25 protein-coding genes are annotated in these 23,062 nt (G+C 67.2%); 15 read left to right on the forward strand and 10 right to left on the reverse strand.

From position 1 onward, the window contains the following. Nucleotides 1-63: 63 nt before the first annotated feature. Nucleotides 64-1,572 carry a YifB family Mg chelatase-like AAA ATPase gene (locus RZN05_RS10580; RefSeq protein WP_317226580.1) on the reverse strand — a complete coding sequence of 503 codons (1,509 nt, stop codon included), beginning with the start codon at nucleotides 1,570-1,572 and terminating at the stop codon, nucleotides 64-66. A gap of 126 nt (nucleotides 1,573-1,698) precedes the next feature. Between RZN05_RS10580 and RZN05_RS10585 the strand changes: the two genes are divergently transcribed. The 8 genes from RZN05_RS10585 to RZN05_RS10620 all read left to right on the forward strand — a co-directional run bounded on the left by RZN05_RS10585 (nucleotide 1,699) and on the right by RZN05_RS10620 (nucleotide 7,582). Next, the gene (locus RZN05_RS10585) at nucleotides 1,699-2,028 is read left to right on the forward strand and encodes a hypothetical protein (RefSeq protein WP_317226581.1); all 330 of its coding nucleotides are present in this window, start codon (nucleotides 1,699-1,701) and stop codon (nucleotides 2,026-2,028) included. An 87-nt stretch (nucleotides 2,029-2,115) separates the two neighbouring features. Then, a complete protein-coding gene (rpmH, locus tag RZN05_RS10590; protein WP_029724273.1) occupies nucleotides 2,116-2,250 on the forward strand; it encodes a 50S ribosomal protein L34 in 135 nt (44 codons plus the stop codon). 71 nt (nucleotides 2,251-2,321) lie between these two features. Next, nucleotides 2,322-2,588: a ribonuclease P protein component gene (gene rnpA / locus RZN05_RS10595; protein WP_317226582.1), complete on the forward strand. Its 267-nt coding sequence runs from the start codon at nucleotides 2,322-2,324 to the stop codon at nucleotides 2,586-2,588. Next, entirely contained in the window at nucleotides 2,585-2,797 is a 213-nt protein-coding gene (gene yidD / locus RZN05_RS10600) for a membrane protein insertion efficiency factor YidD (protein WP_317227604.1), read from the forward strand. The genes rnpA and yidD overlap by 4 nt, the downstream gene beginning before the upstream one ends. A gap of 22 nt (nucleotides 2,798-2,819) precedes the next feature. Next, nucleotides 2,820-4,541 carry a membrane protein insertase YidC gene (yidC, locus tag RZN05_RS10605; RefSeq protein ID WP_317226583.1) on the forward strand — a complete coding sequence of 574 codons (1,722 nt, stop codon included), beginning with the start codon at nucleotides 2,820-2,822 and terminating at the stop codon, nucleotides 4,539-4,541. Then, entirely contained in the window at nucleotides 4,538-5,182 is a 645-nt protein-coding gene (yihA, locus tag RZN05_RS10610) for a ribosome biogenesis GTP-binding protein YihA/YsxC (protein ID WP_317226584.1), read from the forward strand. The genes yidC and yihA overlap by 4 nt, the downstream gene beginning before the upstream one ends. A gap of 76 nt (nucleotides 5,183-5,258) precedes the next feature. After that, nucleotides 5,259-6,869 carry a methyl-accepting chemotaxis protein gene (locus RZN05_RS10615; protein ID WP_317226585.1) on the forward strand — a complete coding sequence of 537 codons (1,611 nt, stop codon included), beginning with the start codon at nucleotides 5,259-5,261 and terminating at the stop codon, nucleotides 6,867-6,869. A gap of 44 nt (nucleotides 6,870-6,913) precedes the next feature. After that, nucleotides 6,914-7,582 (forward strand): glutathione S-transferase family protein, encoded by a 669-nt coding sequence (locus RZN05_RS10620; protein WP_317226586.1) that lies wholly within the window; start codon nucleotides 6,914-6,916, stop codon nucleotides 7,580-7,582. A 4-nt stretch (nucleotides 7,583-7,586) separates the two neighbouring features. Here the strand turns inward: RZN05_RS10620 and RZN05_RS10625 are convergent, their stop codons facing one another. Together RZN05_RS10625 and RZN05_RS10630 are read right to left on the reverse strand one after the other, a co-directional pair. After that, nucleotides 7,587-7,742, reverse strand: a complete 156-nt coding sequence (locus RZN05_RS10625; protein WP_317226587.1) for a hypothetical protein — start codon at nucleotides 7,740-7,742, stop codon at nucleotides 7,587-7,589. 56 nt (nucleotides 7,743-7,798) lie between these two features. After that, nucleotides 7,799-8,245, reverse strand: a complete 447-nt coding sequence (locus tag RZN05_RS10630; RefSeq protein ID WP_317226588.1) for a cupin domain-containing protein — start codon at nucleotides 8,243-8,245, stop codon at nucleotides 7,799-7,801. A gap of 29 nt (nucleotides 8,246-8,274) precedes the next feature. On the opposite strand from RZN05_RS10630, the gene dapE reads away from it, so the two are divergent. Then, nucleotides 8,275-9,393 (forward strand): succinyl-diaminopimelate desuccinylase, encoded by a 1,119-nt coding sequence (dapE, locus tag RZN05_RS10635; protein WP_317226589.1) that lies wholly within the window; start codon nucleotides 8,275-8,277, stop codon nucleotides 9,391-9,393. 109 nt (nucleotides 9,394-9,502) lie between these two features. On the opposite strand, the gene RZN05_RS10640 is transcribed toward dapE, so the two are convergent. The 4 genes from RZN05_RS10640 to RZN05_RS10655 are packed head-to-tail and all read right to left on the reverse strand — an operon-like array spanning nucleotide 9,503 to nucleotide 13,787. Then, nucleotides 9,503-11,176 carry a putative bifunctional diguanylate cyclase/phosphodiesterase gene (locus RZN05_RS10640; RefSeq protein WP_317226590.1) on the reverse strand — a complete coding sequence of 558 codons (1,674 nt, stop codon included), beginning with the start codon at nucleotides 11,174-11,176 and terminating at the stop codon, nucleotides 9,503-9,505. Between the two features lie 55 nt (nucleotides 11,177-11,231). Then, a complete protein-coding gene (locus tag RZN05_RS10645) occupies nucleotides 11,232-11,834 on the reverse strand; it encodes a Smr/MutS family protein (protein ID WP_317226591.1) in 603 nt (200 codons plus the stop codon). Continuing rightward, nucleotides 11,831-13,132: a murein transglycosylase A gene (mltA, locus tag RZN05_RS10650; RefSeq protein WP_317226592.1), complete on the reverse strand. Its 1,302-nt coding sequence runs from the start codon at nucleotides 13,130-13,132 to the stop codon at nucleotides 11,831-11,833. Before mltA ends, RZN05_RS10645 begins: the two co-directional genes overlap by 4 nt. 10 nt (nucleotides 13,133-13,142) lie before the next feature. Then, a complete protein-coding gene (locus RZN05_RS10655; RefSeq protein WP_317226593.1) occupies nucleotides 13,143-13,787 on the reverse strand; it encodes a Tim44/TimA family putative adaptor protein in 645 nt (214 codons plus the stop codon). A 166-nt stretch (nucleotides 13,788-13,953) separates the two neighbouring features. On the opposite strand from RZN05_RS10655, the gene secB reads away from it, so the two are divergent. The 5 genes from secB (at nucleotide 13,954) to RZN05_RS10680 (ending at nucleotide 19,188) form a co-directional block, all read left to right on the forward strand. Beyond that, complete coding sequence (gene secB / locus RZN05_RS10660; protein WP_317226594.1) at nucleotides 13,954-14,463, forward strand: protein-export chaperone SecB; 510 nt, start codon at nucleotides 13,954-13,956, stop codon at nucleotides 14,461-14,463. 150 nt (nucleotides 14,464-14,613) lie between these two features. After that, nucleotides 14,614-16,197, forward strand: a complete 1,584-nt coding sequence (gene murJ / locus RZN05_RS10665; RefSeq protein WP_317226595.1) for a murein biosynthesis integral membrane protein MurJ — start codon at nucleotides 14,614-14,616, stop codon at nucleotides 16,195-16,197. 2 nt (nucleotides 16,198-16,199) lie between these two features. Beyond that, nucleotides 16,200-17,189 (forward strand): tryptophan--tRNA ligase, encoded by a 990-nt coding sequence (gene trpS / locus RZN05_RS10670; protein WP_317226596.1) that lies wholly within the window; start codon nucleotides 16,200-16,202, stop codon nucleotides 17,187-17,189. A 69-nt stretch (nucleotides 17,190-17,258) separates the two neighbouring features. Next, nucleotides 17,259-18,065, forward strand: a complete 807-nt coding sequence (locus tag RZN05_RS10675; RefSeq protein WP_317226597.1) for a ThuA domain-containing protein — start codon at nucleotides 17,259-17,261, stop codon at nucleotides 18,063-18,065. 88 nt (nucleotides 18,066-18,153) lie between these two features. Beyond that, complete coding sequence (locus RZN05_RS10680; RefSeq protein WP_317226598.1) at nucleotides 18,154-19,188, forward strand: CAP domain-containing protein; 1,035 nt, start codon at nucleotides 18,154-18,156, stop codon at nucleotides 19,186-19,188. A 131-nt stretch (nucleotides 19,189-19,319) separates the two neighbouring features. On the opposite strand, the gene dnaA is transcribed toward RZN05_RS10680, so the two are convergent. The 3 genes from dnaA to mutM form a co-directional block, all read right to left on the reverse strand. Next, a complete protein-coding gene (dnaA, locus tag RZN05_RS10685) occupies nucleotides 19,320-20,657 on the reverse strand; it encodes a chromosomal replication initiator protein DnaA (RefSeq protein ID WP_317226599.1) in 1,338 nt (445 codons plus the stop codon). Nucleotides 20,658-21,116: 459 nt separating this feature from the next. Then, nucleotides 21,117-21,380 carry a 30S ribosomal protein S20 gene (gene rpsT, locus RZN05_RS10690; RefSeq protein WP_317226600.1) on the reverse strand — a complete coding sequence of 88 codons (264 nt, stop codon included), beginning with the start codon at nucleotides 21,378-21,380 and terminating at the stop codon, nucleotides 21,117-21,119. A 91-nt stretch (nucleotides 21,381-21,471) separates the two neighbouring features. Continuing rightward, the gene (gene mutM, locus RZN05_RS10695; RefSeq protein ID WP_317226602.1) at nucleotides 21,472-22,281 is read right to left on the reverse strand and encodes a bifunctional DNA-formamidopyrimidine glycosylase/DNA-(apurinic or apyrimidinic site) lyase; all 810 of its coding nucleotides are present in this window, start codon (nucleotides 22,279-22,281) and stop codon (nucleotides 21,472-21,474) included. Nucleotides 22,282-22,326: 45 nt separating this feature from the next. Here mutM and RZN05_RS10700 point away from each other — a divergent pair, with 45 nt between their 5' ends. After that, complete coding sequence (locus RZN05_RS10700) at nucleotides 22,327-23,058, forward strand: class I SAM-dependent methyltransferase (protein ID WP_317226604.1); 732 nt, start codon at nucleotides 22,327-22,329, stop codon at nucleotides 23,056-23,058. Nucleotides 23,059-23,062: the final 4 nt, after the last annotated feature.

The following is a 23,062-nucleotide window of genomic DNA, read 5'->3' on the forward strand; positions in this document are numbered from 1 at the left end:
ATCTTCCTCGCCCCTTGCAAGATCGCATATGGTCGCAACAGCTGCCGGTCCGCTGCGCTCGCTCTAATTTATGGGGGGCCGCCGCCTGTAGCTCAAAGCCTCGGCTATATGGATCCGCTTGACCTGCTCCGAACCGTCGAGATCCCCCACCGAGCGCGCTACCTTGAGGACGCGGGTATAGCCGCGGGCGGAGAGGCGCATCGCTTCGGCGGCCTGGGCAAGGAGCTTGCGACCGGGCTCGTCGGGAGTGGCGAAGGCAGCGAGGATTTCGCCTTCCGCCTCGGCATTGGTGCGTGCGGGGACGTCGCGGTAGCGGGCCGCCTGGATCGCGCGGGCGGCGGCGACGCGGGCGCCGACTTCGCTTGAGCCCTCGGCGGGGGGCGGCAGGATCAGATCGGCGGCGCTGACCGGCTGGACTTCGACATGCAGGTCGATGCGGTCCAGCAAAGGCCCCGAGACCTTGGCCTGGTAATCGGCGGCGCATCGGGGCGCACGGGCGCAGGCGAGCGCGGGGTCGCCGAGATGGCCGCAGCGGCACGGGTTCATCGCCGCGATCAGCTGGACGCGCGCCGGGAAGGTGACGTGGGCGTTGGCTCGGGCGACGCTGACCATGCCCGCCTCGAGCGGCTGGCGCAGCGAATCGAGCACCGCGCGCTGGAATTCGGGAAGCTCGTCGAGGAACAGCACGCCCAAGTGCGCGAGGCTGACTTCGCCTGGCTTGACCTTGAGCCCGCCGCCGGTGAGCGCCGCCATCGACGCGCTGTGGTGCGGGCTGCGGAACGGGCGGGTGCGGGTGAGCTTGCCGCCGTTGAGCGTGCCCGCCACCGAGGCGACCATCGAGACTTCGAGCGCCTCGGCGGCGTCGAGCGGTGGCAATATGCCGGGCAGGCACGAAGCGAGCAGCGACTTGCCGGCACCGGGCGGACCGACCATCAGCAGATTGTGGCCGCCCGCTGCGGCGATCTCGAGCGCGCGCTTGGCGGTCTCCTGCCCCTTCACCTGGGCGAGGTCGGGACCATAGCCCGGCGTGTCCATCTCGCCCGCAGGCGCGGCAGGAAGGAGCTGGTTGCCCTTGAAATGGTTGAGCAGCCCGATCAGGTCGGGCGCGGCGACGACTTCGATCGATCCGGCCCAAGCCGCCTCGGGGCCCTGCGCGACGGGGCAGACCAGCCCCTTCCCTTCCGCCGAGGCGTGGAGCGCGGCGAGCAGCACGCCGGGCGAGGCGGCGATACGCCCGTCGAGCCCGAGCTCGCCGACCACGACATAGCCCGACAGCGTCTCGGCGTCGGCCACCCCCATCGCGGCGAGCAGCGCCAGCGCGATGGGCAAGTCGAAATGCGAGCCTTCCTTGGGCAGGTCGGCGGGCGAGAGATTGAGGATGATCCGCTTGGGCGGGAGCGCGAGCCCGATCGCCGAGATGGCGGCACGGACGCGCTCGCGGCTCTCGGCGACCGCCTTGTCGGGCAGGCCGACCACGACGAAGCTCGGCAGCCCCGCGACGAGGTTGCACTGCACCTCGACGCCACGCGCCTCCAGCCCGAGATACGCAACGGTCGAAACGCTCGCAATCATGCGACCCCCATCCCGACCCGAGGGAGACCATAGCCGCTTTTCTCCGTTGTGGAACATGTCCCTGCCAAAACGGAGTGAAGCGTGCCTGTCTTGCATGAACAACACACACAACCCACATCGCGGGGCATGTCGCGTTCGCGCAAGAGTCCGGTGGTCCGCATCAGCCTGCTCGTCACGGGACTGGTGCTGCTGCTGATAGTGACGCCGCTGGTCGGGCCGATCCCAGGCCCCGGCGGGATCGTCACCTTCGCCGCGGGGCTGACACTGATCCTCCAGAATTCGAACTGGGCGCGGAAGCGCTTCGTCCGGCTCAAGCGGCGCTGGCCGCGCTTCGGGCGCTATAGCGACATCGCGCTGCGCCGGATGAGCTATCGCCGCCGCCAGCAACGTGCCAAGGAGGCCGAAGTCGCCAAGGCCGAGGCCGAACTGCTCGGTTTTCCGGCAGAGCAACATTGACTTGGACGACTCGTCTCAGTATGGGCACCCGACACACGGCCGCCCCAGTGGCGGCCCTTTTACGTTCTAGATACTCGAGGATGAGCGATGAAGCGGACCTTTCAGCCGAGCAACCTGGTGCGTGCGCGCCGGCACGGCTTCCGCAGCCGGATGGCGACCGTCGGCGGCCGCAACGTGATCCGTGCCCGCCGCGCGCGCGGCCGCAAGAAGCTGTCGGCCTAACCGCCGTACCGCTCGCGCGGCTCACCGAGCGCAAGCACTATCTCGCCGCCAATGCGGGGAAGCGGGCGCCTATGCCCGGCTTCGTCCTGCTGGTGCGCGCACGTGACGATGCCGATCCGACGATTCGGGTCGGCATTACCGTATCCAAGAAAGTCGGCAACGCAGTTGTGCGCAATCGCATGAAGCGCCGCTTCCGGACGCTTGCCCGCGAAGTGCTGCCCGAATCGGGCGTGCCCGGCGCCGACCATGTGCTGATCGGCCGCAATGGCGGGATCGAGCGCGACTATGCCGATCTCAAGGCCGAGCTGGCCAAGGCGTGCGCGAAGCTCGCGCGATGATCGCCCGCATCCTCATCCTGATCGCGCGCTTCTGGCAGCTCGGGCCGTCGCGCATCCTGCCGCCCAGTTGCCGCTATGCGCCGAGCTGTTCGGCCTATGCAATCGAGGCGCTTGGCCGCTATGGAGCGCTCAAGGGCAGCTGGCTTGCCTTGCGGCGCATCCTGCGCTGCCATCCATGGGGCGGGCACGGATACGATCCCGTGCCATGACGGATCTCTCAGGGAACCACCGGTGAAAAAAGACGACCAAAAGAATTTCGTGATCTTCGCAGTGCTGGCCGCGCTGATCCTGTTCGGCTGGCCGCAGATCGCGCACTGGATCTTCCCGCAGCAGCCCCCCGCCCCGGTCAAGATCGAGGGCGGCAAGACCAAGCCGGTGGCCAACCCGGGCGCCGACCCCGCCTCCGACTCGCCCCAGGCGATGCGCGACCGCACGGTGGTGCTTTCCGAGACGCCGCGCGTGGTTATCGAGACCCCCAAGCTGCGCGGATCGATCAACCTCAAGGGCGCGCGGATCGACGATCTCGTGCTCGTGAAGTATGACGAAACCGTCGCCAAGAATTCGCCGCCGATCCGGCTGCTGTCGCCGAGCGGCGCTAAGGGCGCCTATTTCGCGCAGTTCGGCTGGCAAGGCGCGGGCGTCCAGGCGCCGGGTGCCGACACGGTATGGCAGGCGAGCGGCAACAAGCTGACGCCGTCAACCCCGGTGACGCTGAGCGCGCAGAGCCCGACCGGCCAGGTGTTCCGCATCGAACTCGCGGTGGACGAGGACTATATGTTCAGCGTCCGCCAGACGGTCGCCAATCTCGGCACCGCGCCGGTTTCGGTCACGCCCTATGCGCTGGTCACGCGCGCGCAGAAGTCGACCGATGTCGACCAATGGGCCGCGCATGTCGGCCCGATCGCGATCTATGGCGGCAAGGCCGACTATATCGATTACAAGAAGGTCGACGAGGCGCAGCAGAGCTTCTCCACCACCGGCGGCTGGGCGGGCTATACCGACCATTATTGGCTGACCGCCGTGATCCCCGACCAGCGCGTCCCCGTGCAGGTCCAGCAGCGCCCGACCCCCGCCAAGGGCTATCAGGCCGACTATCAGGTCGCCGCTGCACTCAATGTCGATCCGGGCAAGAAGATCACCTATTCGAGCCATTTCTTCGCCGGCGCGAAGGAAGTGAAGCTGCTCGAGGAGTATCAGGACAAGCTCGGCATCGTGCAGTTCGACCGCGCGATCGACTGGGGCTGGTTCGGCCTGATCGAACAGCCGATCTTCTACTATCTCGACTGGCTGTTCCGCATGGTCGGCAATTTCGGCGTCGCGATCATCCTGCTGACGCTGACGATCCGCGGCCTGCTGTTCCCGATCGCCCAGCGCCAGTTCGCCTCGATGGCGGCGATGCGCGCGGTGCAGCCCAAGATGAAGGCGCTGCAGGAGCGCTACAAGGACGACAAGCAACGCCAGCAGCAGGAGATCATGAAGCTGTACAAGGAGGAGAAGGTGAACCCGCTCGCGGGCTGCCTGCCGATCCTGCTGCAGATCCCGATCATGTTCGCGCTCTACAAGGTGCTGCTGCTGACGATCGAAATGCGCCACCAGCCGTTCGTCGGCTGGATCCACGATCTGTCGGCGCCCGATCCGCTGCTGGTGCTCAACCTGTTCGGGCTGCTGAACTTCACCCCGCCCTCGTTCCTGGCAATCGGCGTGTTCCCGATCCTGCTGGGCGTATCGATGTATTTCCAGTTCAAGCTCAACCCGGCGCCGATGGACGACATGCAGAAGCAGATCTTCAGCATCATGCCGTGGATGCTGATGTTCCTGATGGCGCCGTTCGCCGTCGGCCTGCAGGTCTACTGGATCACGTCGAACGTGCTGACGATGGCGCAGCAATGGCTGCTCTATCGCCAGCACCCGGCGCTCAAGGAGCCGGTGAAGAAGGACGTGAAGGTCAAATGACCGACCCCGCTTTCACCGACGATCAGATCGAATCCGCGCGGAAGATTTTTGCCGGCCCGATTGCGTTCCTCAAATCGGCGCCGAAGCTCGAGCATCTGCCCAATCCGGTGGTGCCCGAAGTGGCGTTCGCCGGGCGATCGAACGTCGGCAAGTCGTCGCTGCTCAATGCGCTGGCCAACCGCAACGGGCTGGCGCGCACGTCGAACACGCCGGGGCGCACCCAGGAACTCAACTTCTTCGACATCGGCGAGCCGCTCAAGTTCCGCCTCGTCGACATGCCGGGCTATGGCTTCGCCAAGGCGCCCAAGGACATGCAGCGCCAATGGCGCTACCTGGTCAACGACTTCCTGCGCGGGCGCGACGTGCTCAAGCGCGCGCTGGTGCTGATCGATTCGCGCCACGGCATCAAGGACGTCGACAACGAGATCCTCGATATGCTCGACGCGGCGGCGGTGAGCTATCGCATCGTCCTTACCAAGACCGACAAGATCAAGGCGACCGACCTTGCCGAGGTCCGCACGCGCACCGAGACCGAGGCGCGCAAACGCCCGGCGGCGCATCCCGACATCATCGCGACGTCGAGCGAAAAGGGCATGGGATTGCCCGAGCTGCGCGCCGCAGTCCTAGAAGCGATCGGCTGACGCTCCCTGCCCTGTCCTCAGGGCAAGTACCTAAACCTGCGTGAAAATCCGTATAGGCGTGCAGATGCGCGCTAAAATGGATCGAATGACGCATGCGCCGCGCCCCCTCCTCTCGCGCCTGACTACGGCTATCTATGGCCGCTGGGTCGCGCTGCCCGAGGAACTGGTACGCACCCAGATCATGTCGGTATCGAACGGCTTCGCCTTCACCTTCGTGATGTCAGTGATTACCACGGTCGGACTGATGGTGTTGTTCCACCGCCCCGAATATCTGCCCGTGCGCGTCGCTGCATTCGCGCTGCACCTCTGCATCCTGGGCGGGTTCCTGATCCGCTATTTCCGCCAGCAGAAGCGCGGCTGGCAAGTCGAAAGTTCGCGACGGGCGATTCACATGTCGCTGGTTCAAGGCGGGCTCGCGGCGCTCGGCTGGATGACGTTCCTCGGCGCAATGGGGCTCGGCGCAAGCGATCATGAGCTGATCATCATCGTCGCGGTGATCGCGGGCGTAACTGCGATCGGTGCGCTGCGCTATGCCGCGCTGCCCCCGGCCAGCGTTGCGTTCCTGTTCACCGCGAACCTCGTCAACGTCTCCTTCGCGATCTCCTGGGGCCTGCCGCTCGGGATGGCGATCTTCCTTGCGGTGTTCGTGCTGATGCTCGGCCGCTTCGTGCTCGAACAGTCCGAACTCGTTACCAGCCAGTATGAGCTCGGCCAGGCGCGCGCCGCCGCCGAGCACGAGCGCGACCTGCTCCGCGCCGAGGCGCAGCGCGAGGAATACAAGCGCCAGGCAGCCGCTGCCGAGGCGCGCACGCGCTTCGAGGCCGAGAGCCGCCGTGCGCGCGACGAGGAAGTGCTTCGCATCGCCGGGCAATTCGAGAACGTGTTCATGCGCAACATCACCGATCTCGCCGCCGCGGCGGACCAGACGCGCCAGTCAGCGCAATCGCTGGTCCAGAGTACGCGGGTGTCGCAGGATCAGGTCCGCGGCGTGGTGAGCCATGTCGGCGAGGCCGATATCGGCGCCGCGGTGCTGCTCGAGGAATCGGAGAATCTGGGGCGCTCGCGCGACGCGGTCGAGACCAGCATCGCCGCGCAGGAAGCCACCACGGTGCGCCTCCACGCGCTGTCGCGCGCCGCCGACGACCGCTTCGCGACGCTGGTGGGTTATGCCAGCAGCGCGGGCGGGATCGCCGACCTGATCAGTGAAGTCGCGGCGCGGACCAACCTGCTCGCGCTCAACGCCTCGATCGAGGCCGTGCGCGCCGGCGAGGCGGGACGCGGCTTCGCGATCGTCGCGCAGGAAGTGAAGGCGCTCGCCGCCCAGACCGCCGCGGCGACCAAGGACATCCGCCGCCGGCTCGAGCAGATCACCGAGGCCGTCGATTCGACCGCGAGCATCGTCGGCGACATGCGCGAGAGCTTCGGGCGGATCGGCGAAGTCGCCGGCGCAGTCGAGCAGGCGATGGAGCGCCAGGGCGACGTCATCCACTCGATCCAGCAATATGCGGGCTCCGCCGCCTCGCTCACGTCGAGCCTGCACGGCAGCGCCGCAGTCGCCGAACATGCCGCCAACACTGCCGCGGGCGTCACCGAGGAGCTGGGCGCCGTCACCAGCGACCTGGTCGACAAAACCCAGGCGCTGATGCGCGAGATGCGCAGCTTCGTCGCGACGCTCGAAGCCGCCTGAGACGCGCATTGCCCCGAGCCGGCGCGCCCGCTATCCCGCGCGCCATGCTCAAGCTCATCATCGGCAACAAGGCCTATAGCTCCTGGTCGCTGCGCGGCTGGCTCGCGTGCAAGCAATCGGGATTGCCCTTCGAGGAAGTCGTGGTGCCGCTCTACGACGCCGAGTGGGACAAGCGCCGCCAGGGCGACGAGTTCGCGCCCTCCTCGGGCAAGGTGCCGATCCTGTGGGACGGCGACGCGGTGGTGTGGGACAGCCTGGCGATCGTCGAATATCTCAACGACAAGACCGGCGGCACGAAGTTCTGGCCGTCGGACCCGGCGGCACGCGCGATGGCGCGATCGATGGCAGCCGAGATGCATTCGGGGTTCGCCGCGCTGCGCCGCAAGCACGGGATGAACATCCGCCAAGTCTATCCGCCCAAGACACCCGACGCCGACGTGATGCAGGAGCTCGGCCGGATCATGGAACTATGGGCGCAGGCGCGCGCGCGCTTCGGCGGCGAGGGCGAATTCCTGTTCGGCGAATTCGGCGCGGTGGATATCATGTTCGCGCCGGTGGTGACGCGGATCGTGACCTATTCGCTGCCGGTGCCGCGCTTCGCGCAGAGCTATATGCTCGCCGTGCTCCAGCATCCGTTCATGCAGGACTGGATCGCTGGGGCGCAGGAAGAGGATTGGGTGATCGAGCAGTTCGAGATGCCCGCGGGCGACTGAGCGGTCAGACCGGCTCGCGCGACATCTCGTCGGCCTTGGTCCGCAGCGCATCGACCTGCTCGAGCGCGAAAGTGCCCAGCCCGGTCAGGTGCGCGCCAGAGAACGCCACCATATCGGCGACGCCAAAAACGGCCACGGACAAGAGGAGCGCCCAACGCATGGTCGCTCCATACGCGCATGTTCGTGAAGCTTCGCTGAACCGCACGGTAGGGGAAATTACAGGTCGCCGCCGTCCCTGCGCCGAAAGCCCTGCCCGGCGAACAGATGCATGTCGATATCGGGATAATGGCAGTCGGTGTCGCTCGGCCGCCCGACCGCGATGAACACGCAATCGGCGTCGCTGCGGTTCTGCAGGACATGGCCGTTGCCGTCGTTCTTGGGGAAGGCCGCAACGTCGCCCGCGCGCATCACCGTCTCGCCGCTGTCATCGACCAGCACCGCCTCGCCGGCGAGCATCACCACGAACTCGTCCTCGCCCTCGTGCCAATGCCGCTGCGACGACCAGGCGCCGGGCACCAGCGTGACATGGCTGAATCCGAAATCGGTGATCCCGCTCGCGGGGCCCAGCCGGCGATACCAGCGGCCCTGCACCGCGTTCGAATGCGGCGCGGGATAGCCGGTGGCATTGGTCTGCGGGATTGTATCTAGATCGAGCTTGGGCAATGCCGCCTCCGTAACCTGTGGAGAGCCTTTTGCCCGACGTCGTCGAACTCACCAAGGCGCTGATCGCCGCCGAAAGCGTAACCCCCGCGCGCGGCGCCGTGTTCGACGTGCTCGAGGCCGCGCTGGTCCCGCTCGGCTTCGCGGTCGAGCGCTTCGTCGAAGGCGAGGAGCCCGACGGACCGGTCGAGAACCTCCTCGCCACGCGCGGCACCGGTGGCCAGCACTTCGCCTTTGCCGGGCATCTCGATGTCGTGCCGCCCGGCGAAGGCTGGATGAGCGGCGCCTTCGCCCCCGAGGTTCGCGGCGACCTGCTCTATGGACGCGGCGCAGTCGACATGAAGGGCGCGATCGCCGCCTTCGTCGCGGCGGCGGCGCGGGTGCCTGGCGATGGTCGGCTCAGCCTGATCATCACCGGCGACGAGGAAGGCCCGGCGACCTATGGCACGCCCCGGCTGATCGAGCGGATGGCCGAACGCGGGGTAAAGCCCGACCTGTGCCTGGTCGGCGAGCCCACGTCGGCACACCGGCTAGGCGACACGATCAAGATCGGCCGGCGCGGATCGACGGTGATCTGGATCGATGTGCCGGGCAAGCAGGGCCATGTCGCCTACCCCCACCTCGCCGACAATCCCATCCCCAGGCTGGTCGCCGCGCTCGCCGAGATCGACGCCATCGCGCTCGATAGCGGCAACGCCTGGTTCCAGGCCTCGAATATCGAAGTCACCGACCTCTTCACCGGCAATCCGGCGACCAACGTCATCCCCGGGAGCGCCCGCGCGCGCCTGTCGATCCGCTTCAACGACGAGCAGCAGGGCGCGGCGCTGATCGCGCGGATCGATGCAATCGTGCAACGCCACGCGCCGGGCGCGGTGGTCAGGGGCACGGTCTATGGCGAGGCGTTCCTCACCGAACCGGGCGCGCTATCCTCGTTGGTCGCGGGCGCGATCGAGGGGAAGCTGGGCGTGACGCCCGAGCTTTCGACCAGCGGCGGCACCTCGGACGCGCGCTATCTGGTCAAGCTGTGTCCGACAGTCGAGTTCGGACTGATCAATGCGACGATGCACAAGCTCGACGAGGCGGTGGCGCTGGCGGACCTGGCGGGACTGACCGATGTGTACGAGGAAGTGCTGCGGCGGGTGTGGCGATAAGGTCCCCCCTCCTCCGTTCGTTTCGAGCGAAGTCGAGAAACGCTTGTTCAACGCCTGATGCGGTTTCTCGACTTCGCTCGAAACGAACGGGAAGTAAGAGGGCTAGGTCCTACCCCGCGATCCGCCGCGGCTCCACGTCGCGGGCCCAGGCGAGGAACTCGTCCTCGGCCATCGGCGTCGCCACGGCATAGCCCTGGAGCACGTCGCAGCCGATCACGCGGAGCACCGCGGCCTGCGCGTCGCTTTCGATCCCCTCGGCCACGGCTTCGCAGCCAAGGCCGTGGACCAGCCCGATCACCGCCTGGGCGATCGTCCGCGCCTCTGGCTGCTCGACGACATGCTCGATCAGGCTGCGGTCGAGCTTGACGCGGTCGATCGGCAATTGGCGCAGCCGCGCGAGGTTCGAATAGCCGGTGCCGAAATCGTCGATCGCCACGCTCGCGCCGTCGGCGCGCAGCGCCGAGATCGCATCGAGCACTTCGCTCGAGCAATGCATTGCCAGCGTCTCGGTGATCTCGAGTTCGAGCAGGCTCGCCGGCGCGCGCGCCGCGTGCATCGCGGCGCGGAGGCGCCGGAAGAACTCGGCATGGTCGATCTGGCGCTGGCTGATGTTGACCGCGAGCCGCTGCTGGATCCCCATCCGGCCCCAGCGCGAGATCGTCTCGGCGACGCTGCTCACCACCCAATCGCCGATCTCGACGATCAGCCCGGTCTCCTCGGCGCGTTGGATGAACGCGCCGGGCAGCTTGAGCCCATCGGGATGCCGCCAGCGCAGCAGCGCCTCGGCGCCAACGATGCGGCCGTCAGCGGCGCTCACCTGCGGCTGGAAGACCAGGGCGAACTGGTCCTTGTCGACGGCGGTGCGCAGGTCGCTTTCGAGTTGCGCACGCTCGGCGATCTGCGCGGCAAGGAATTCGCTGAAATGCTCGGCGCGGCCGCGGCCCAGCGCCTTGGCGTGGTACATCGCGGCATCGGCGGCGCGCATCAGGTCGTGCAGCGTCGTCCCGTGCTCGGGGCGCATCGCCACGCCGATCGAGGCACCGATCGATATCTCCTGATCGGCGAGGTCGAACGGCTCGGACAGCGCGTACAGCACCCCGCGGCCGATCCGGTCGGCGTCACGCAGGCTGCGCAGCTCGGGGAAGAACATCGTGAATTCGTCGCCCGCCAGGCGGCCTATCAGCGGCGCGCGGACCTCGCCCTCGGCTGCGAATCGGTCGGCGACCGCGCGCAGCCGATTGGCGACCATCCCGAGCAGCACGTCGCCCGTGGCATGGCCCATCGTGTCGTTGACTGCCTTGAAGCGGTCGAGATCGATGAAATAGAGCACCGCATCGGCGCCGGGCGGCAGATCGGAGAGCATCCGCTCGGCGGTGCGGCGGAAATTGGTGCGGTTGGCGAGACCCGTGACCGGATCGAACATCGCAAGCCGCTGGACGCTCTCGAGATTGTCATGGAGCTGGTGGAACAGCCCGTCCATCGCGCGCGCCAGCGGGGGCACGCACTCGCGCACTTCCTGGGGGATCTCGCTCTGGAGGTCGCCATTGGCGGCGCGGGCGAGTCGCTCGATCGCCGAATCGATCGCGCCGGCGGTCGAGGCGATGCTGCGCTCGGCCGAGGCCCAGCACATCACGCCGCAGATGATCGCGGCGATCAGCGCGCGGCCGGCGGATTCGACGGTGAGCGAGCTTTCGGACGCGGCGGCACAAGCGAGGATGAACGCCACCGCCCCGGCGCACATCGCGAAGGCGATGGCTCGGCTCTTTAGCGAAAATCCTTCCACTTTGGCCGTCCAACCCCCGTCAATCGCTCTCGGACGGAAATCTGCCAGACAGAGGTTAAGATTTTCGTGGCGGCGTTTCGCGAGGGCGGCGGAGTATAATATAAAGAGCGCCGCTGCCCCCGTGGCGCGGGTGCGCGGTGCGGACCGCGGCGATGCGATCGGCATGGCGCGACGACGCCAGCCAGTCGCCCACCGCCGCCCGGATCGCTCCGCGCGCATGCGGACGCTCCGATTCGGGGCGCGGCGGCTTGCCGGTGATCAGCAGCAGCACGCGATCGCCGCGGCGGATCGCCTGGTCGAGCCCGTGGTCGAGCCGGTCATAGGCGGCGCTCAGGCTGTGGCCGTGCAGGTCTATACTGGATTCGGGCGAGACGAGGCCGCGCGAGAGCTTGCGGTCCCAAGAGCCGTCGAGGGTATTGGCACTCCCCTCCGTGCTTGCAGGGAGGGGTCGGGGGTGGGTGCGAGAAGCTTTAGCTTCGAGCGAGGCGCGCGCCGCGGGCGGAGGGCTCGCGGCTTTGCCGCTCGCACCCACCCCCGGCCCCTCCCTTGCAGGGAGGGGAGTTTGTACGGGTGCCGCCTTTGCCTTCTTGAGCGGGGTAACCGTCTCGATCACGCGTTTCCAAAGCGCCGCTTCCTCGGTCGCCAGCGTTCGCTTCACGGCGTGACCGGTGCCGCCGTCAGCCGCATCACCACGGCCTTGGGGAGCAGCAGCCACGCGACCCCACGCGCCGACATGCCGCCCGCGATCGCCCGTGCGTCGTCCCCTGCGCCCCAGAAGGTGTCGAAGCGGTTGGCGCCCTTGATCGCGCCGCCGGTATCCTGCGCGACCCACAGCCCGGTGGCATCGGTGCGGTCCATCGACAGGAACGCCGGTGCGCCGAGCGGCACGAACTTGGGATCGACCGCGGCGCTGGTCCAGCCCGCCACCGGCAACCCCATCGCGCCGAGCGGCCCCGCACCGGTCAGTTCCTTGAAGAACACGAAGCTCTTGTTCTCGCGCATGATCGCGCGGCCTTCTTCGGGGTTCTGGCGCAGATAGGCCATGATGCCCTGCATCGAGGTCTGGCCCGGGCCGAGCAGCCCGCGATCCTTCATCAGCTTGCCGATGCCGGTATAGTCGCGGCCGTTCTGCCCGGCATAGCCGATCCGCATCACCCCGCCGTCGGGCAACCGCAGCCGGCCCGACCCCTGCACCTGAAGAAAGAATATCTCCACCGGATCGTTCGCATAGGCGATCACCGGCGCGCGGCCATCCAGCCGGCCCTGCTCGATCGCGGTGCGGTCGAAATAGGGAACGAAATTCTTGCCCTCGACGCGGCCTCGGATCTTCTTGCCCTTGAGGTCGTCCGAGAACAGCCCGAGATCGACGTCGATCAGGTCGGTCGGCACACCGTAGATCGGAACTTCGCACCCCGAGCGGCGCTCGCGGCAGCCGTGGATCTCGGGCTCGTAATAGCCGGTGGCGAACGCCTTGCCGTCGCCGATCTGCACCGTGTCGAAATGGCGGACGAAGAAGCCGCGCGCATCCCGGGTCGGCCAGCTCGAGGCGGCCCGGCACGACTCGGCCCAATCGGCGCCCTGAGTCAGGCCGGTGCTGTCGGTGCGGCGCTGGAGCGACGTGCAGCTCAGCTTGTACGCGGCCAGCGCGCGCTCGGCGCCCTCCTGGCCGATCGGAAGCGTATTGAGCGCAGGCCCGGCGACGACGCCGGTCGTACGCGCGGTGGTTGCGCTCGCGGGCACCGGCAAGGCGGGCATCGCCGCGAGCGGCGTGGCCGCGGTCGGCTGGCGTGCGGGCAGATGGACCGGGGTTTCGGGAAGGCTTGAGCGCGGCGTGTCGCGCGGCGCCGGTGCAGGCGAAGGTGCCGGTGCGCGGCTCACGCCCGCTTCGGGCGGCACGATTCCGCCCGAACAGGCGCTCAACAGAGCCGCAAGCGCGACTGTCCCCCACAGACGCATATGCAGTCCCTTATGCTTCGTCGGTTTCGACCAGCTTCCAGTTCGGATCGTCGCTGCGCAGATTGCGCGCGAAGGTCCAGATGTCGTGCGTCTCGACCGCGTCGCTGAGCGAGCCGGCGACGACATTGCCGTCCTGGTCGCGCGTGACCGCGGCGATATCGGCGTCGAACCGGACGGTGATCCGGGCGACCTTGCCCTCCACCGAGGCGTCGATGATCATCGCACGCTCGATCGCGACCAGCCGATTATCAAGGACGTGCCCCGCGGCCTTGCGCTCGGCGATCGCCTCGGCGAACCCGCCGCGAACCTCGTCCTCGACCAGCCACGCCAGCGTTTCCTCGTCGCCCTTCCAGAAGGCCTCGAGGATCATGCGGTAGGCGGACTTGGACCCTTCGACGAACTGCGCGACGTCGAAGCTCGAATCGGCAGAGATAACGGCGCGCAGCCCGCTCTCGGCACCGGCTTCGATCGGGCGGTTGGCGCTCTCGCGCACTTCCGGCGTCATGTCGATCGTGCGCGGCATCGCCTGCGCGCCCACGCGCTCCTCGGCGGGCTTGGGCAGCGCCTGCTCATGCCCGGTGCGCTTGCCGAGCACCGAGTAGAGCCTGAGTGCCAGAAAACCGGCGATCATCGCGAACAGGATAACGTAAAACACTGAGCCTCCGAGCCTCGTCACCGAGTTACATAGGCCTTCGCGCCGCGGGATACAAACGCCCCGCGAAAACGCCGCCCGATTGAAGTCCTTTCGCGCCCCTGCTAGGCGCGCTGGCTGAACAAACGCGTCACACACGCGAAACTTTCCGAGAAAAGAGGAATCTTCGATGGCCGAGAACGACACCGTCGCCGAATTCGGCGAGCCCGCTGCCAATGGCGCTGATACCGCGCCGGTCGCGGGGGTGCTGTCGCAATATGTGAAGGACCTGTCGTTCGAGAATCCGAATGCACCGCAGGTCTATCAGTCGCAGACCGCGCCGGCGATCGACGTCCAGTTCAACATCGGCTCGGGCCAGGTCGGCGAGGACGTCTACGAAGTCGTGCTCAAGATCGACGTCAAGGCGCAGGCCGAGGACCAGACCGCGTTCGTCGTCGATCTTTCTTATGCGGGGCTGTTCGCGATCCGCAACGTGCCGCAGGACCAGATGGAGCCGTTCCTGCTCGGCGAAGCGCCGCGCATCCTGTTCCCCTTCGCGCGCCGCGTGATCGCCGATTGCGTCCGCGACGGCGGCTTCCCGCCGCTGATGCTCGAGCCGATCGACTTCACCGGCATCTATTTGCAGCAGCGCGCCCAGGCCGGCGACATCGCGCAGGGCGAGATCGCAGGCAACGCCTGAGACCCGGGTGGGGGAGCACGGGATAATGTTGCTTCCCCTCCCCGTTCGGGCTGAGCTTGTCGAAACCCCGTCTTTCTTTCGCTCGACGGTGAGGAAGAACGGCACTTCGACAAGCTCAGTGCGAACGGGTTCTATGTCTGTCGCCCGGTCATGAAACTCGCGCGCAGCCTCGGCTCGATCGGCGGGCTGACCCTCGCCAGCCGTGTCCTCGCGCTGGTCCGCGATTCGCTCCAGGCGACCTTCGTCGGCGCGAGCTTCGCCTCGGACGCCTTCCTCGTCGCGTTCCGCCTCCCCAACATGTTCCGCGCCTTCTTCGCCGAGGGTGCGTTCAGCGCCGCGTTCATTCCGATGTTCAACCGCAAAGTCGGCGAGAACGACGGCGACCTCAGCCCCGCGCTAGCGTTCGCCGAGCGTGCACTGGCGGTGCTGTTCGTCTTCCTCGCGGCGATGACGGTCGTCATGCTCGCCGCCGCCTGGCCGCTGACCTGGGGCCTCGCCGGTGGCTTCTCCAAGCAGCACCCAACCGCCGACCAGTTCGCCTTCGCAGTCGAATTGAGCCGGATCACCATCCCCTATCTGCTGCTGATCAGCCTCGCCTCGCTGCTCGGCGGGATCCTCAATTCGCTCGACAAATTCTGGGTCAACGCCGCCGCGCCGATCCTGCTCAACATCGCAATGGTGTCGGCGCTGCTGTTCTTCCACGGCGATCCGTACGACACCGCCCGCGCCCAGGCGATCGCGATTCCCGTCGGCGGGCTACTCCAGCTCGGCTGGCTGTGGCTCGCCTGCCGTAGCGCCGGCGTCTCGCTCAAGCTGCGCCGCCCGCGGCTCGATCCCGAGATCAAGCGACTGATGAAGCTGATCCTCCCCGCCGCGCTCGGCGCCGGCGCGGTCCAGATCAACCTGATCGTCTCGACCGCACTGGCCGGCGCGCTGCTCGCCGAGGGCTCGATCTCGTACATCTATTACGCGGACCGGCTGAACCAGCTGCCGCTCGGGCTGATCGGCATCGGGCTGGGCACGATCCTGCTCCCCACCGTCTCGCGGCTGCTCGGCGCCGGGCGCGATGCCGAGGCGATGGAAACGCAGAACCGAGGGATCGAACTCGCGCTGTTCCTCACCCTTCCCGCGACGGTCGCCTTCCTGATCGCCGCCGAGCCGATCGTCCGCGGCCTCTTCCAGCACGGCCAGTTCAGCGCCGAGGACACGGTGCGCTGCGCCTGGGCCCTGTCGGCCTTTTCGATCGGTCTGCCTTCCTATGTGCTGATCAAGGTGCTCACCCCCGGCTTCTACGCCCGCGAGGACACGCGGACGCCGGTGCGCTTCGCGACGATCTCGGTCGGGGTGAACCTGATCCTCAACCTCGCGCTGATCCCCACGCTCAAGCATGTCGGCCCGCCGCTCGCCACCGCGATCGCCTCGACCGTCAATGTCGTGATGCTCTACCACACGCTTCGCAAGCGCGGCCATTTCGCCGCCGACAGCCAGCTAAAGCGCCGCCTGCCCCGCTTGGCGCTCGCGGCACTATTGATGGGCGGCGCGCTGTTCGCGGGCGAGCGGCTGCTCGATCCCTATCTCACCGGCAACCTCTGGATGCGCTTCGCGGCGCTGTCGGCGCTGGTCGGCGCGGGCGGCGCGCTCTATGTCGTCGCCTGCTTCGTCACCGGCGCCTACCGCGTGAGCGACTTGAAGGCCCTGATCCGCCGCAAATCCCAGGCGGCACCCAAGGAGTGAACATGCGCGTCGTTTCCGGCATCCAGACCACCGGCAATCTGCACCTCGGCAATTATCTGGGCGCGATCCGGCAGTGGGTCGCGATGCAGGAACAGGGTGAATGCCTGTTCTTCCTAGCGGACCTCCACGCGCTGACCGGCAATGTCAGCCCCCAGGAACTCGCCAATTCGACGATCGAAATGGCCGCGACCTTGATGGCGGCCGGGATCGACGACCGCGCGATCCTGTTCAACCAGTCGCGCGTGCCCGCGCATGCCGAATTGTGCTGGATCCTCCAGGGCACCGCGCGGATGGGCTGGCTCAACCGCATGACCCAGTGGAAGGACAAGGCCGGCAAGAACCGCGAAGGCGCCAGCGTCGGGCTGTTCACCTACCCCGTGCTCCAGGCGGCCGACGTGCTCGTCTACAAGGCGACGCACGTCCCCGTCGGCGAGGACCAGAAGCAGCATCTCGAGCTGGCGCGCGACATCGCGGCCAAGTTCAACACCGATTTCGAAGTCGATCTCTTCCCGCTGCCCGAGCCGCTGATCTCCAAGGCCGCCCCGCGGATCATGTCGCTGCGCGACGGCAGCGCCAAGATGTCCAAGTCGGATCCCTCGGACATGAGCCGGATCAACCTGATCGACGATGACGACACGATCGCCGCCAAGATCAAGAAGTCCAAGTCGGATGCCGACCTCCTCCCCGACAGCGTCGACGGCCTTGCCGAACGGCCCGAGGCGAAGAACCTCGTGACGATCTACGCCGCGCTTGCCGAGCGCGAGCCACAATCGGTGGTCGAGGAATATGCCGGCAAGGGCTTCGGCGCGTTCAAGCCGGCGCTCGCGGACCTGGCGGTGTCAGTGCTGGCACCCGTCCGCGACCGGCTGACCCAGCTGCTCGACGATCGCGCCGCAGTCGGCGCGCAGCTCGCCAAGGGAGCGGAGCGCGCCGCCGCGCTCGCCGCGCCGACGCTCAAGGCAGCGCAGCAGGCCGTGGGGTTGCAAGTCTGACCTGAACGCGGTCATCTTTCCCCAATCGTCATCCCTGCGAAAGCCGGGATGACGGAATGGGAGAGGACTATGTTCAAATCGATCGTCGCGTTGGCCGCATTGCTTTCGGCCTCGCAAACCACGCCGAACCCCAACCTTCCCACCCCGACTTTCGACACCGTTGCGCCCAGCTTCCCTGTGCTCAGGCGCCCCGCGGTGCTGATCTTCAGCAAGACCAACAGCTTCCGCCACGATTCGATTCCCGCCGCCGCCACTGCGATCGAGAAGCTGGTCCGCGCGCGCGGCTGGAGCGCCTATGCCACCGAGAATGCGGCGGTGTTCAACCCCGCTTTGCTCGCCAAATTCGATCTGGTGGTCTTCGCCAGCGCGACCGGCGACCTGTTCACCCCGGAGCAGCGCGCCGCCTTCCAGGCCTGGATCGCCGCGGGCCACGGCTTTGTCGGCCTCCACGGCGCCGGCGACAACAGCCATCCGGATTGGTACCAGCACATGCTCGGCTATAGCCGCTATGCCGGCCATCCGGGCGGCGCCGACCATTTCCAGACCGCGGACATCATAGTGCTCGACCGCAGCCATCCCGCGACGCGCCACTTGCCCGTCCGCTGGCGCTGGACCGAGGAATATTACGCATACAGCACGCCCCCCGCGGCCGACGCGCATGTCCTCGCCCGGCTCGACGAGACCGGCATGCGGCTCGAGCCCAAGCATCGGATGGGCGACCGGCACGCGCTGGTCTGGTGGCGCTGCGAGGGCAAGGCGCGAATCTTCTATTCGGCGCTCGGCCATCAGGACGCGGCTTGGTCCGACCCGGCACATCTCAAGCTCGTCGACGGTGCGATCGGCTGGGCCGCGCGCAAGGCCGGTACCGGCTGCTAACCACGCTTGGCGGAAACGCAACCGCCCGCGCCGCGTTACCCTAGCGCCCAGGAAGCGCGATCCCGCGCGCCTGCGTGAGGGCACCGCGATGCGTACACAGCTGACGCTGCTGATGATTCCCCTCCTCGCGCTTGCCGCGTGCGGCGGTAGCGGCAGCGACGGAGGCGGCACGGTCGTACCACCGCCGATCGACTCGGGGCCAACGCCCTCGCCCATCACGACGCCGGTGCCCTTCCCGACGCCCGCGCCGGTCCCGGGCGACTTCTTCACCGCGGCCGCCTCGCTCTACACCACCCCGCCCGACATCACCGCGTGCCAGCCCGGCCTGCTCAAGCCCGCGGTGACCAGCCAGGTGCTGCAGATCCTCAACGCGGTGCGCGCGCTCCATCGCTTGCCCGCGGTCGCCTATTCGGCCGCCGACGAGCCCGCCGCGCAGCAATCGGCGCTGATGCAGGCCGCCAACGCCCAATTGAGCCACACCCCACCGGCAAGCTGGCGCTGCTTCACCCAGGCCGGCGCCGATGCCTCGGCATCGAGCAACCTCTATGGCGGCACCGGCGCGGGCCTGGGCTTCTACACCGACGAGCAGATCATCGCGGGCTGGCTCACCGAGGTGCAGAACATCGTCGCCGAAAATGTCGGGCATCGCCGCTGGCTGCTCGATCCGTTTCTCGGCTCGGTCGCCTATGGCCGCGTCGCCGGGCGCTACCAGACCAGCAGCCGCGCCGACGCCGCCGCGATCAAGGTGTTCGACACTGCCGGCCCCGCCGGCCCGGCCGGCCCGCTCCCCGATTTCGTAGCCTATCCGTTCGAGGACTATCCCGCGCGGCTGTTCGACGCGAGCGCGCTGCTCTCCTTCGGGGTGATTTCGAACAAGACCAACAAATGGGGCAACACCAATGTCGACTTCTCGAACGCCGCGATCACGGTGCGCGCCCGCGGCGGCGCGACGCTGACGGTGTCGCGGGTCACCTGCGACAACCAGGGCTACGGCCTGCCCAACAATGTCCAGTTCGCAGTGAGCGGGCTCCAGGCCAACACCATCTACGACGTCACGATCGAGCGCGTGAACGTCGGCGGCACGCAACGAAGCTACAGCTATTTCTTCCGGATCGTGCCGTGACCCTTATCCCCTCTCCCCTTGAGGGGAGAGGGAAATTTTGACGGACAAGCGGGGTGGAGGCGTGACCAAATAGCGTTGCCCCGCTCTCGTCTCCTCCACCCCTTCCCACCCTGGGGTGGGTAACCGGTCGCTCAGCCTTCGAGCGCGCGCATCAGCGTACGGACTGCGCCGTCGATCTCGACATCCTTGCCGCGCAGATCCTCGATCCGCCGCACCGCGTGGATCACGGTCGAATGGTCGCGATTGCCGAACTTGCGCCCGATCTCGGGCAGCGAGCGCGTAGTGAGCCGCTTGGCGAGGTACATCGCGATCTGGCGCGGGCGGGCGATCGCCACGGCGCGGCGCTCGGAGATCAGGTCGATCTGCTTGACTTCGAAATGGCTCGATACTGCGCGCTGGATCTCGTCGATCGTGATCCGCCGCTGCGCGCTGCGCAGCACTTCGCCGAGCGTGGCGACCGCGAAGTCGATCGTGATCGTCTCGTTCGAGAGATTGGCATAGGCGACCAGCCGGTTGAGCGCGCCTTCGAGTTCGCGAACGTTCGACGTGATTCGCGCCGCGAGCAGGTCGATCACCTCGGCGGGCATATCGACTGCGGGCATGTCCTCGAGCTTGCGGGCGACGATCGCGCGGCGCAGCTCGAGCTCGGCCGGCTTGATGTCGGCGACCAGCCCCGAGCCGAGCCGGCCGGCAAGCCGCGGCTCGAAGCCTTCGAGCGCCTGCGGCGCGCGATCGGCGGCGATCACCAGTCGCTTGCCCGACGACATGAACTCGTTGACCGTGTGGAAGAATTCTTCCTGGGTCGCGTCCTTGCCGCCGATGAACTGGAGATCGTCGATCATCAGCAGGTCGACCGAGCGCAGCCGGGTCTTGAACGCGTGCGTATCGCGGTTGCGCAGCGCCTGGACGAACTCGAACATGAAGCGCTCGGCAGTCACGTAGATCGCCGTCGCCTCGGGATTGGCTTCGAGGAAGGCCTGGCCGAGCGCGTGCATCAGGTGCGTCTTGCCCTGGCCGGTGCCGGCATGGAGATAGAGCGGACTGAACTGCGGCACCCCCGGCTGCGCGACCGCCTTGGCGGCGTTGAAGGCGACGCGGTTCGCCGAATCGACGACGAATCGCTCGAAGGTGAAGCGCGGGTCGAACGCCGGGCGCTCGCCCTGCGGCAGCGGCGCGGGGGCGGCTTCGGGCTCGGCCTTGAGCACGCGCGCGGGCTCGTCGGCCATCGTCTCGATCGTGACGCTGAGCACCTCGGGCAGCACGGCGCGGAATTCGAGCAGCAGCCGCTCCGAATAGTGATTCTTGACCCACTGGGTCATGAAGGCAGAGGGCAGGCCCAGGCGGACGGCTTCGCTGGTCGAACCGTCGACCAGCACCACGGGCTTGAGCCATTGATCGAACAGGCGCTGGCCCGCCGAGCGCCGCAGGTTGCCGCGGACATGGCTCCACGCCTTGTTCACTGCCGCCATATCAGCTCGCTCCAGTGCCTGCACTTGAGTCACAACGACGCACCCCTCCTCGACGGAAAACATGGTTTCCCGCGGTAAAACTCGTTTCGATCACAAGGCCCGCCACGGCCGGTCATTGCCCCCAGGCAGGCGCGGCGGACTTCACATGCCCCGGCATCGAAACGCGCCGGGGAAGTCTGTTTTAGGAACCGAAAACTGAGTCGAGCAAGGCCCTGCCGTGCAAAGAAAATGAAATAGTTTTGTTGACTCGTCCGAACCCACGGATTTGCGTCACATTGCGCATTTAATCATGTAGAATCAGATACTTGTCTCAATCTTCATAAAATTGAAGCATGCGAATCGCAGGATTTCCGCGACTTAGCCCGTTTCATCAGAAAGCAGCTGCCAAGCCTTTGCCGCACACGCGAAAAACCCCGCCGGAGCAGCTCCGGCGGGGTCATCGTTACCGAAATGTTACGGTTATGCGAGCGCTTGGACGCGCTTGTTGAGGCGCGAGAACTTGCGGCCGGCAGTATTCTTGTGGAGCACGCCCTTGGCGACGCCGCGCGCGAGCTCGGGCTGCGCAGCGGCGAGCGCGGCGGTCGCCGCGGCCTTGTCGCCCGAATCGAGCGCCGACTCGACCTTCTTGATGAAGGTGCGGATACGGCTGACGCGCGTACCGTTGATCTCCGCGCGGCGGTCGTTCCGCCGGATACGCTTCTTCGCTTGCGGCGTATTCGCCATGCCGTATCGTTCCTGCTCAAATTGGAAAGGCGCGGACAAGGCCCACGCCGGGAAAGGCGAGCCCCTTACCGTCTGAGGCGATTCGGGTCAATCATTTCTGACATCGCGGACACCAGAAGGTCGAACGCCCCGAATCGACGCGCCGCTCGACCAGCCCGCCACAGCCGCACGGCTCGCCTTCGCGGCCATAGACGCGCCACTCCTTGGCGAAATAGCCGAGCTCGCCGTCGGGCCGGGCATAGTCCCGGAGAGTCGAGCCGCCCGCGCGAATCGCCGCTTCGAGCACCTCGCGCACCGCATCGACCAGCTTGGCGAGCCTTGCCCTGGTGATCGTCCCCGCCGCCCGCGTAGGGGCGATTCGCGCGAGGTACAGCGACTCGCACACATAGATATTGCCCAGCCCCGCCACCACGCGCTGGTCGAGCAGCAGCGCCTTGATCGGGGCGATGCGATCCTTGAACGCCGCGGCCAGGTGCGCCGCGGTGAAATCGGGGCCCAGCGGCTCGGGCCCCAGCGCCTTGAACGCGGGCCAGTCGTCGAGTTCGGCAGTCGGCATCAGGTCGATCGAGCCGAATCGCCGCGCATCGTTGAGCGCCAGCCGGTGCTTGGCGGTCTCGAGCACGACATGGTCGTGCTTGCCCAGTTCGTCGGGATCGATCCGCCAGCGCCCCGACATGCCGAGATGGAAGACCATCGTGTCGCCGCGATCGGTGTCGATCAGTCCGTATTTGGCGCGCCGTGCCAGCCCGGTGACCGTCGCGCCGGTGAGGCGCTGGCCCAGGTCCTGCGGGAAGGGCCGGCGCAGGTCGCCGCGGCGCAGCGTCACCCGCTCGATCCGCGCGCCTTGCAGCACGGGGGCAAGGCCACGGACCGTCGTCTCGACTTCGGGAAGCTCTGGCATGCTTGCCCCCTAGCCGCGCTCCTTTGCCCCCGCTAGAGCGCACCCATGCCCGACACCGTCTCCTTCGGCTACGAAGACGTCGCCCCCGAGGAAAAGACCCAGCGCGTCCGCGCGGTCTTCTCCAACGTCGCCTCCAAATACGACCTGATGAACGACGCGATGTCGGGCGGGCTGCACCGGCTTTGGAAGGACCTGTTCGTCCGCCGCGTGAAGCCCCGCGCCGGCGAGCACATCCTCGACATGGCCGGCGGCACCGGCGACATCGCCTTCCGCATGGCGCCCTCGGGCGCGCAGATCACCGTCGCCGACATCAATCCCGAGATGCTGGCGGTCGGCGTCGAGCGCGCGGCGGAGCGCGGGATCGACGGCCTGGTGTGGAGCGAGGCCAATGCCGAGACGCTGCAATGGCCCGACAGGTTCTTCGACGCCTATACGATCGCGTTCGGCATCCGCAACGTCACCGACATTCCCAAGGCGCTCCGCGAGGCGCACCGCGTATTGAAGCGCGGCGGGCGCTTCTACGTGCTCGAATTCTCGACGACGCAATGGCCGGGCTTCGGCCAGGTCTATGACGCCTATTCGCATCATATGGTGCCCAGGCTCGGCAAGCTGCTCGCGGGCGACGCGGATTCGTATCGCTACCTGATCGAATCGATCCGCCGCTTCCCGCCGATGCCCGAATTCGAGGCGATGATCCGCGACGCCGGCTTCACCCAGACCAAGGTCGAGCCGCTACTCGGTGGTCTGGTCGCGATCCATAGCGGTTGGAAGATCTAACCAT

Origin of the sequence: Sphingomonas sp. HF-S4 (assembly GCF_032911445.1) — a bacterium.
GTDB lineage: Bacteria > Pseudomonadota > Alphaproteobacteria > Sphingomonadales > Sphingomonadaceae > Sphingomonas > Sphingomonas agrestis.

Bases quoted from the DNA above. Each gene is read 5' to 3' on its own strand.
- dnaA (WP_317226599.1), bottom strand. From the start codon at position 20,657: ATGGCGGCAGTGAACAAGGCGTGGAGCCATGTCCGCGGCAACCTGCGG.
- RZN05_RS10675 (WP_317226597.1), top strand. From the start codon at position 17,259: ATGTTCAAATCGATCGTCGCGTTGGCCGCATTGCTTTCGGCCTCGCAA.
- RZN05_RS10700 (WP_317226604.1), top strand. From the start codon at position 22,327: ATGCCCGACACCGTCTCCTTCGGCTACGAAGACGTCGCCCCCGAGGAA.
- trpS (WP_317226596.1), top strand. From the start codon at position 16,200: ATGCGCGTCGTTTCCGGCATCCAGACCACCGGCAATCTGCACCTCGGC.
- mltA (WP_317226592.1), bottom strand. From the start codon at position 13,132: ATGCGTCTGTGGGGGACAGTCGCGCTTGCGGCTCTGTTGAGCGCCTGT.
- murJ (WP_317226595.1), top strand. From the start codon at position 14,614: ATGAAACTCGCGCGCAGCCTCGGCTCGATCGGCGGGCTGACCCTCGCC.
- RZN05_RS10680 (WP_317226598.1), top strand. From the start codon at position 18,154: ATGCGTACACAGCTGACGCTGCTGATGATTCCCCTCCTCGCGCTTGCC.
- secB (WP_317226594.1), top strand. From the start codon at position 13,954: ATGGCCGAGAACGACACCGTCGCCGAATTCGGCGAGCCCGCTGCCAAT.
- RZN05_RS10580 (WP_317226580.1), bottom strand. From the start codon at position 1,572: ATGATTGCGAGCGTTTCGACCGTTGCGTATCTCGGGCTGGAGGCGCGT.
- rpmH (WP_029724273.1), top strand. From the start codon at position 2,116: ATGAAGCGGACCTTTCAGCCGAGCAACCTGGTGCGTGCGCGCCGGCAC.
- yidD (WP_317227604.1), top strand. From the start codon at position 2,585: ATGATCGCCCGCATCCTCATCCTGATCGCGCGCTTCTGGCAGCTCGGG.
- rpsT (WP_317226600.1), bottom strand. From the start codon at position 21,380: ATGGCGAATACGCCGCAAGCGAAGAAGCGTATCCGGCGGAACGACCGC.
- rnpA (WP_317226582.1), top strand. From the start codon at position 2,322: ATGCCCGGCTTCGTCCTGCTGGTGCGCGCACGTGACGATGCCGATCCG.
- RZN05_RS10615 (WP_317226585.1), top strand. From the start codon at position 5,259: ATGGATCGAATGACGCATGCGCCGCGCCCCCTCCTCTCGCGCCTGACT.
- RZN05_RS10585 (WP_317226581.1), top strand. From the start codon at position 1,699: ATGTCGCGTTCGCGCAAGAGTCCGGTGGTCCGCATCAGCCTGCTCGTC.
- RZN05_RS10620 (WP_317226586.1), top strand. From the start codon at position 6,914: ATGCTCAAGCTCATCATCGGCAACAAGGCCTATAGCTCCTGGTCGCTG.
- RZN05_RS10625 (WP_317226587.1), bottom strand. From the start codon at position 7,742: ATGCGTTGGGCGCTCCTCTTGTCCGTGGCCGTTTTTGGCGTCGCCGAT.
- mutM (WP_317226602.1), bottom strand. From the start codon at position 22,281: ATGCCAGAGCTTCCCGAAGTCGAGACGACGGTCCGTGGCCTTGCCCCC.
- yihA (WP_317226584.1), top strand. From the start codon at position 4,538: ATGACCGACCCCGCTTTCACCGACGATCAGATCGAATCCGCGCGGAAG.